Genomic DNA, 2,915 nt, shown 5'->3' on the forward strand with positions numbered 1-2,915 from the left:
CCACGCCGAAGGCCACCGAGACCGGCGAGGCCACGGCGAAGGACGAGGCCCCCGCGAAGGACGAGGCCCTCGCGAAGGCCGATCTCACCAAGGCCCCCGCCGCACCGGAGGCCACGCCGAAGGCCACCGAGACCGGCGAGGCCACGGCGAAGGACGAGGCCCCCGCGAAGGACGAGGCCCTCGCGAAGACTCCCGCGCCCGGCGGCGACGGGGCCCCGCGGAACGACGACACGGCCACGAACGAGAAGCACGAGAAGAACGAGAAGGGGGCGGCGGATGCGATCGCCAAGACTGGCCGCGCTTGAGCTGAAGCGTTTCGGCAGGGGCAAGCTCCCTCGTGCCGCGCTCGTCGCCCTGCTGCTCCTCCCGCTGCTCTACGGCGCGCTGTACCTGTGGTCGTTCTGGGACCCGTACGGCCGGCTGGACAAGATTCCCGTCGCCCTCGTCAACGAGGACAAGGGCGCCACCGTGGGCGGCGAGAAGCTGCAGGCGGGCGACAACATCGTCAGCGGGCTGCGGGAGAGCAAGACCTTCGACTGGCGCGAGGTGAGCCCCGAGGAGGCCCGGGACGGCGTCGCCAAGGGCCGCTACTACCTCTCGCTGACGGTTCCCTCGGACTTCAGCGAGCGCGTCGGCTCCAGCTCCGGCGAGAACCCCGAGACGGGCGCGCTCCAGGTGAGCACCAACGACTCGAACAACTACATCGTCGGCCAGATATCCCGGTCGGTCTTCTCCGAGGTGCGGCGCTCCGCGTCCAAGAAGACCTCCCGCACGTTCCTCGACAAGATCTTCGTGTCGTTCTCCGACATCCACCAGAAGACGGAGAAGGCCGCCGAGGGCGCGGACCAGCTGGAGGACGGCATCGGGAAGGCCAAGAAGGGCGCGGGCGAGCTCGCCACCGGCCTCGGGGACGCCAAGAACGGCAGCAAGAGCCTCAAGACGGGTGTCGACAAGCTCACGACCGGTGCCAACGACCTGAAGTCCGGTTCGAAGCAGGTCGCGGACGGCACCCAGCAGCTCGCCGACAAGGTCAACCTGGCGGCGGGCAAGGTGCGGCCGTTCTTCAACGAGCACGGCAAGCAGATCGGTGACCTCTCGCGTGACATCGTCACCGCGAGCAACACCATGACCACCGATCTGAACAAGCTGCCGGAGCGGGCGCAGAAGGCCGAGGACGACCTGCGGGCGGCGGCCGCCTTCGCGTCCGGGCTGTACGCCTCGTTCTGCGAGGGCGGCCCCAAGGCCGACGCGGTCAAGATCGACTGCGAGACGGCCAAGAAGCACGTCACCAACATGAACAACGCCGCGACCACCGCGAAGGACTTCAACGCGCTGGTCAAGGACCACAAGAACGTGGACCAGCTGAAGACCCACGTCGCCGCCCTGAAGAAGATGGCGGAGGACCTCGGCGAGAAGGCGCCCACCCTGGGCCAGGACCTGGACGCCAGCGTCAAGAAGATCAACGAGCTCAACAAGGGCGCCAAGGCCGTGGCCAAGGGGGCGAGCGACCTGCACGCCGGCCTCACCACCGCCAAGACCGGCGTGAGCAGCCTGGACACCGGCATCGGCAAGCTGTCCAACGGGGCCAACACCCTCAGCGGCGGCATGTACAAGCTGGTCGACGGCTCCGGCGAGCTCGCCACCGGTCTGCACGACGGCGCCAAGAAGATCCCGGACTACGACAAGGACCAGCGCGACCTCCGTACGGATGTCATGGCCGACCCGGTGCAGCTGGCCAACCAGGCGATGCACAAGGCGGACACCTACGGCACCGGCTTCGCGCCGTACTTCATCCCGCTGTCCCTGTGGGTCGGCGCGATGGTGTCGTACATGCTGATCCAGCCGCTCAACCGGCGGGCGATGGCGGCGGGCGCGAGCGCCTGGCGGATCGCACTGGCCGGCTGGCTGCCGGTGGCCGCGCTCGGCGTGCTCCAGACGGCCGCCCTGATGTCCGTACTGCACTGGGGCCTCGGCCTGAAGATGGAGCGGGCTGCCGGCACGATCGGCTTCCTGCTGCTGGTGACGGCGTGCTTCACGGCGCTGATCCAGCTGCTCAACGCCCGGTTCGGGCCGGCGGGCCGCATCCTGGTGCTGGCGCTGCTGATGCTCCAGCTGACGTCCGCGGGCGGCACCTACCCGGTGGAGACCAGTCCTGGCTTCTTCAACGCCATCCACCCGTATCTGCCGATGACCCATGTCGTCGAGGGGCTGCGGCGCCTGATCACCGGTGGTGACCTGGGCGTGGTGTGGACCGGCTGTGCCGTACTGGCGGCCTACACCGTGGGCTCCCTGGCGCTCACCGCGCTCTCCGCCCGGCAGAAGCAGGTCTGGAAGCTCGACAAGCTGCACCCGGAGCTGTCCCTGTGACGGCCGGCCCGACCGGCGCCGGAAAGGGGTCCGGAACCGGGAGAATCGGCGCCATGGACAGCAGCAGCACTCGTCGCCGCCAGGCGACGCGGACGAAGCTCTACGAGGCGGCCGTCACCCTCATCGCGGAGAAGGGCTTCTCGTCCACCACGGTGGACGAGATCGCCGACCGCGCCGGGGTCGCGAAGGGCACGGTCTACTACAACTTCGCGAGCAAGACCGTGCTCTTCGAGGAGCTGCTGCGGCACGGCGTGGGCCTGCTCACCGCCTCGCTGCAACAGGCGGCGGACGAGACGGCCGCGCGGGGCGGCAGCAGGGTGGACGCCCTGGACGCGATGATCCGGGCGGGCCTGGAGTTCATCGACCGCTACCCGGCCTTCACCCAGCTGTACGTGGCCGAGCTGTGGCGCACCAACCGGGCGTGGCAGTCGACGCTCATGGTGGTGCGGCAGCAGGCCGTGGCGGTGGTGGAGACCGTACTGCGCGAGGCCGTGGAGAACGGCGAGCTCAGCGGTGACATCGATGTGCAGCTGACGGCGGCGGCCCTG

Annotated in this window: 2 protein-coding genes and 1 pseudogene; all 3 read left to right on the top strand. The window is 69.3% G+C overall.

The window, feature by feature from the left end:
• Positions 1-305: pseudogene (locus ACSNOD_RS30150) on the top strand (hypothetical protein); the annotation flags it as partial.
• Entirely contained in the window at positions 277-2,367 is a 2,091-nt protein-coding gene (locus tag ACSNOD_RS30155; protein ID WP_436770258.1) for a YhgE/Pip family protein, read from the top strand. The pseudogene ACSNOD_RS30150 and the gene ACSNOD_RS30155, both read left to right, overlap by 29 nt.
• A gap of 53 nt (positions 2,368-2,420) precedes the next feature.
• On the top strand, positions 2,421-2,915 hold a 495-nt coding region (locus ACSNOD_RS30160), incomplete at its 3' end, for a TetR/AcrR family transcriptional regulator (RefSeq protein WP_436770259.1).

This window comes from Streptomyces sp. URMC 123 (assembly GCF_051386515.1).
In the GTDB taxonomy this organism is placed as follows: domain Bacteria; phylum Actinomycetota; class Actinomycetes; order Streptomycetales; family Streptomycetaceae; genus Streptomyces.